The sequence below is a fragment of the Oleiphilus sp. HI0061 genome (assembly GCF_001635675.1).
Genome location: NZ_LWFE01001126.1, coordinates 1 through 5,932, shown reverse-complemented (window position 1 = coordinate 5,932; position 5,932 = coordinate 1). Strand labels below are relative to the sequence as shown.

Genomic DNA, 5,932 nt, shown 5'->3' with positions numbered 1-5,932 from the left:
ATTGTCACTATCTATATGCCTAATGTTCCTGAAACTGCTGTAGCGATGTTGGCCTGTGCTCGTATTGGTGCCATTCATTCTGTTGTGTTTGGTGGTTTTTCTCCTGAAGCCTTGGCTGCTCGTATCGCTGACGGTGCAGCGAAATGGGTCGTGACGGCTGATGAAGGCGTACGTGGTGCCAAAGCGATTCCTCTAAAGAAAAATGTCGATGCAGCGATTGAAACCGATGCGGTCACGACGGTTGAAAATGTCTTTGTGTTAAAACGCACCGGCAATGATGTTAATTGGGTCGAGGGTCGAGACCTTTGGTATCATGAACTTTTGGCAGGTGCTTCGAGTGAGTGTGAACCTGAGCCAATGAATGCCGAAGACCCGCTCTTTATGCTTTATACCTCTGGTTCGACGGGTAAGCCTAAAGGTGTTCTTCATACGACTGGCGGTTACATGGTCTATGCCTCGCTGACGCATGAAGTTGTTTTTGATTATCAGGAAAATGATGTTTACTGGTGTACAGCTGATTTTGGTTGGATCACCGGCCACACTTACATGCTTTATGGGCCGCTAGCGAATGGTGCTGTGAATGTTATGTATGAAGGTGTGCCGAACTACCCTGATTTTTCGCGTTTTTGGCAGATTGTTGAAAAGCATAAGATTAACGTTATCTACACTGCGCCGACCGCAATTCGAGCCTTGATGGCAGAAGGCGATGCCTATGTTGAAAAATGCGACCTATCAAGCTTGCGTTTGCTGGGAAGCGTGGGTGAACCAATCAACCCAGAAGCCTGGGACTGGTATCACCGTGTAGTAGGTAAAGAAAAGTGCCCGATTGTCGATACTTGGTGGCAGACCGAGACGGGTGGGGTGCTGATTTCTCCTTTGCCTGGCGCCACGGAATTAAAGCCTGGCTCGGCGACACGCCCTCTATTCGGTGTTAAACCTGCGATTGTCGACAATGAAGGCAATATTCTGGAAGGTGCAGCTGAAGGTAATTTAGTTATGCTGGATAGCTGGCCTGGGCAGATGCGTACTGTCTACGGCGACCATGAACGCTTTATCCAGACCTACTTTAGTACCTATGAAGGTATGTACTTCACAGGTGATGGTGCGCGTCGCGATGAAGATGGTTATTACTGGATTACCGGTCGTGTTGATGATGTCTTGAATATTTCGGGGCACAGAATGGGCACCGCTGAAATCGAAAGTGCATTAGTGGCTCACCCAGATGTTGCCGAAGCCGCTGTTGTTGGCTACCCTCACGATATTAAAGGCCAAGGTATTTATGTCTATGTCAGTATGATGCATGACCATGACATTGACCTAAATGACGCGCTCAAAGACACCTTGAAGCAATGGGTGAGAAAAGAGATTGGCCCTGTCGCGACACCGGATATCATACAGTGGGCACCGGCGTTGCCAAAGACCCGTTCTGGTAAAATCATGCGCCGTATTTTGCGCAAGATAGCCGCGAACGAGCATGATAGCTTGGGGGATATCTCTACCTTGGCCGATCCTTCAGTGGTCGCCAAATTGGTTGATGAACGACTGAACAAGTAAGCAATCAACGCTACTGTAGGCAGAGGGGGAAACCCCTCGCAGAACCTGACCCTTGCTAGCCCGCCAGCGAGCCGTGGAAGGCTCTGCCTACAAGTATGGTTTTTCTCGAATCCGTAGGCAAACGGTTCCACCTCTCGCAGAATCTGCCCCCTTGCTAGCCCTCTAGCGAGCCTGGGACGGCCGCTCTGTCTACAAAACACTCCGCCAGATCCAGCAGTAAAATCGACAGCAATTTCCCTGATATCATTTAGACAACAACTTGGCTCGCTAATTGCAAATCACTCCAGCTACTAAAATTATTAATCTATAAATCAATGACTTATAGAAATGTTGCGCTAGCTTGGTGCAATTCTTGAGTAAATTGCTCAGGTATTGCACGGCATTGGTGCTCATTATTGAGAGAGTGTTTGTTTATGTTGTTTGGTCGAAAAGACAGAAAGCCTATCAAGATAGTAGAAAAACCTGTTAAGGAATGGAAGTACACCACCTGTGGTTATTGCTCGACTGGTTGCTCGATTGAAGTCGGTATCGATGAGGATGGAAAAGCGGTAGGAACCCGTGGTGATACCGGGGCAGATGTAAATCGTGGGAAGCTATGTATTAAAGGTATTTTTGAGCACCAACTATTTGATTCAGAGGGCCGCGGTGGTCAACCTCTGATGCGCGACAAATTCTATCAAGACTTTAAGCCTGCCAGCTGGGACCAAGCGCTCGATAAGACGGCCGCTGAATTCAAGCGAATCCAGGAAAAGTACGGCAAAGATTCTGTCGCTGTCGTCTCGACTGGGCAGATCTTCACTGAAGAATTTTATACTTTGGGTAAATTGGTGCGAGGTTGTATTGGTACCAATCATTATGATGGTAATACGACGCTTTGCATGGCTTCTGCCGTTTCAGGCTATAAGCGCTCTTTTGGTTCTGACGGACCTCCTGGTTGTTATGAGGACTTTGAGCATACGGAGTGCTTAATTGCCTGGGGCTCAAACCTGCCTGAGCAACACCCGATTATCTATTGGCGACTTAAAGAGGCCTTAGAGAAGCGAAAATTCCCGGTAATTGTTGTTGACCCTCGTGTAACCATGTTGGCGCAATTTGCTGATATTCACTTACCCATCACGCCTGGCACCGATGTGGTGCTCCAGAATAGTTTGATGCATGTGATCTTGGCTGAAAGTCTTGAAGACCGAGACTACATCAATGCAAACACCCAGGGCATAGAAGAAGTTGAAGCATTGGTTAAGGACTACGACCCGGTCAGTGCTTCAAAAATATGTGGTATTGATGAAGATACGATTCGTAATGTCGCGCGCTTGTATGCGAAAGCCGGTGCTGCAATGAGTATTTGGACGATGGGGATTAACCAGAGCACTCATGGTTCAGACGGCGTTGTCGGTATCAATAACTTGAACCTGATTACCGGAAATATCGGTAAGCCAGGTGGTACCAGCTTGTCTATTACAGGTCAGTGTAATGCTATGGGGACGCGTGAATGGTCTTCTTGTTCTGGCTTACCAGGATACAGGGCTTTGGAAAATGAAGAGCACCGCCAGGAAATTGCAGATTTTTGGGGTATCGATGCTGACTTCTTCCCGACTAAGCGTGGGATGCAACAAACCGATATCTTCCCGGCAATTGAAACGGGCCAGATTAAAGCCTTGTGGTTGATCGCGACTAACCCAATGACCTCGATGCCGCAAACCTCTCGAATTCGTAAGACGCTTGAAAAACTGGAGTTCTTGGTTGTTCAGGATAGTTACCGTGACGTTGAAACCAATCAATATTCTCATGTCTATCTTCCGGGTTCAGTTTGGGCAGAAAAGGAAGGTTGCTTCACTAATACGGAGCGTCGTGTAAACCTAGTGCGTAAAGTGGTTGAGCCTTATGCCAACTCTAAGCCGGATTTCTGGATCTTTAACGAAATGGCCAAGCGTTTTGAGAATGGCCAGAAGATTAACTTCCCTGATACCACGGCAGAGGCCTTTGAAGAAATGCGCCAGCTATCGAAAGGTGATGGCAGAACCTTAGATATTTCAGGTATGACGCATGAAATACTGGAAGAAGCCAGAGGGATTCAGTGGCCTTATCGCGAAGGAAATGACAGTGGCAAGGGCGACCCTCGTTTGTATACGGACGGTAAGTTCCAGACTAAGAGCAAGAAGGCGAACCTGATTCCTTTGCCGTATATCGAGAATAATGAAACACCTTGCGACAAGTACCCCTTCTGGATGAATAGTGGCCGGGTAGTGGAGCACTTCCATACCCGAACTAAGACCGGGAAGTTGGGTAACCTGAATAAGTTCAGCCCAACCCCCTACATGGAAATGAACCCTGACGCAGCTGCAGAGTTAGGCGTAGCGCATCAATCGTATGTGAGAATTGTTTCGCGCCGCGGTGATGCCGTGGTGATGGTACAGCTAACGCAGAGAGTTCCTAGAAATATGGTTTTCATTCCTTTTCACTTTCATGATTGTGTTAATCGTGTCTCGCTTGGTTTGCTTGACCCACACTCAAGGCAACCTGCCTTTAAGCAGTGTGCGATCAAGATAGAACCGGTCGACCAGTCGGTGGCTGGTCAATTAAATGCTGAGCGAAGAGGATATTAATATGCTGAATTTATTAGTAAAAGTTCGTGACCGCTTGGACCAGATCGGTGTGCCGAACGAAGAAAAGAACACCAACGAAAGACCGACTTTTACCTTCAGGGATAACGAGCAAGGCTATGCAAAGCTGTATGATCCTAAGGTGAAGAAGAACGAAAGCGAAGAAAACCGCTATGGGCAGAAGATTGACTTATTGGATCTGACCGAAGGCGCGTTCGAGCAGGGGCGATCGATGCAGATCAATGAAAACCCCTCTGTAGGTTGCAACCCTAATCGAAACAAGCAGCACGGATTTCACTTTACCGCTGACAACTGTATCGGTTGCCATGCCTGCGAAGCCGCTTGTAGTGAAAAGAATGAAAATCCGGCTCACTTGGCTTTCCGCTCGGTTGGTTATGTAGAAGGGGGTTCCTACCCTGACTATAAGCGCATGAACATATCAATGGCGTGTAACCATTGTGACGACCCGGTTTGTTTGAAGGGCTGTCCAACAAAGGCTTATACCAAGCATACTGAATATGGTGCGGTACTCCAGGATCCTGATACCTGCTTTGGTTGTGGTTACTGTACTTGGGTTTGTCCTTATAACGCACCACAGCTTGACCCGGTTAAAGGTCAGGTATCGAAGTGTAATATGTGTGTTGACCGCTTAGAAGTAGGCTTGAAGCCAGCCTGTGTGTCGGCCTGTTTGGGTAATGCATTGAACTTTGGTGTTATTGAAGATACGCCAGAAAATAGAGAGCAGACTGAGGCGAGTATCCCTGGCTTCCCTGACCCATCAATTACGCAACCTAATATTCGTTTCCAGCAGATCAAAACTCTACCGGAAGAGATGACGCGAACAGATGTTCAGCCTCTCAAGTACCATAAGCAAGAAGATGGAAGTTATCGTTCAGTTGTAGATGAGAAAGCAGGTAAAGAGCGATCTTGGAATTTGAAGCGTCTAAGTTCGCGAGAAAATCCTTTGGTTATGTTCACCTTGTCGACTCAAGCAGTGATCGGTGCCTTTATGATTTTGCTGTTGGGGCCGTCTATCTTCCCTGAAGCCTTTGCATTTTTAGATCAAAGTGCGATGAAGTATCCATTATTGGGTGCGATGATTTTTGTTCAGTATTCAGGTAACGAGCATGAGCAACAAGACCTATTGACTCAACCAGCAAGCCAATAAAGACCAGACCAGACAAGACACTCAGAAGTGGTGCAAAGCTTAAATCTTGAAGCGAATAAGCAATACAAGCAAACACGGCAAAAACAATTCCGCCGACACTAAACATACTGCCAAAGAAGCTGGTCAATACCTGCCAATGATTCCAGAACGGGCGAGCTTTAATTCGATAGATACAGTGCATGAAGTACAAACCTATCAAAGCAGAGATCACCGCAAAACCACCCGCAATAGATATCAGCAAATCTAGGATACCCAACTGCAACCATTCATTGATCGCAGACAACACGGTATAGCCACATAGGCCCGCGAAGAACATGGCTATACCCAAGGCTTCCCGACTAAGTGGTGACCAACGCAAGTTATTAAACCCACGGTAGAAACGCAAAGGCTTACCCAAGTGCAGCGTAGAAAGGAATAAACCCAAGGCCTGAACAAAAATCATCGCACCCAATAATGGATACTTCATCGCACTTTGATCTAAAAATGCAAAGGCTTCAGGGAAGATAGACGGCCCCAACAGCAAAATCATAAAGGCACCGATCACTGCTTGAGTCGACAAGGTGAACATAACCAAAGGATTTTCTCGCGAACTTAGACGCTTCAAATTCCA

Annotated in this window: 3 protein-coding genes and 1 pseudogene; 3 read left to right on the top strand and 1 reads right to left on the bottom strand. The window is 47.1% G+C overall.

Annotated features, from left to right (window positions below; all coding sequences use genetic code 11):
• From acs to A3735_RS31955, 3 genes and pseudogenes are all read left to right on the top strand, one after another.
• A partial coding sequence (acs, locus tag A3735_RS16720; RefSeq protein ID WP_068638311.1) for an acetate--CoA ligase occupies window positions 1–1,554 on the top strand: 1,554 nt, incomplete at its 5' end.
• Between the two features lie 413 nt (window positions 1,555–1,967).
• The gene (locus A3735_RS16715; RefSeq protein ID WP_068633098.1) at window positions 1,968–4,157 is read left to right on the top strand and encodes a molybdopterin oxidoreductase family protein; all 2,190 of its coding nucleotides are present in this window, start codon (window positions 1,968–1,970) and stop codon (window positions 4,155–4,157) included.
• Window positions 4,135–4,857, top strand: a pseudogene (locus A3735_RS31955) (4Fe-4S dicluster domain-containing protein); the annotation flags it as partial. The gene A3735_RS16715 and the pseudogene A3735_RS31955, both read left to right, overlap by 23 nt.
• Before the next feature lie 328 nt (window positions 4,858–5,185).
• Here A3735_RS31955 and A3735_RS31950 read toward each other — a convergent pair.
• The coding region (locus A3735_RS31950; protein ID WP_231882565.1) for a DmsC/YnfH family molybdoenzyme membrane anchor subunit at window positions 5,186–5,932 on the bottom strand (747 nt) is incomplete at its 5' end.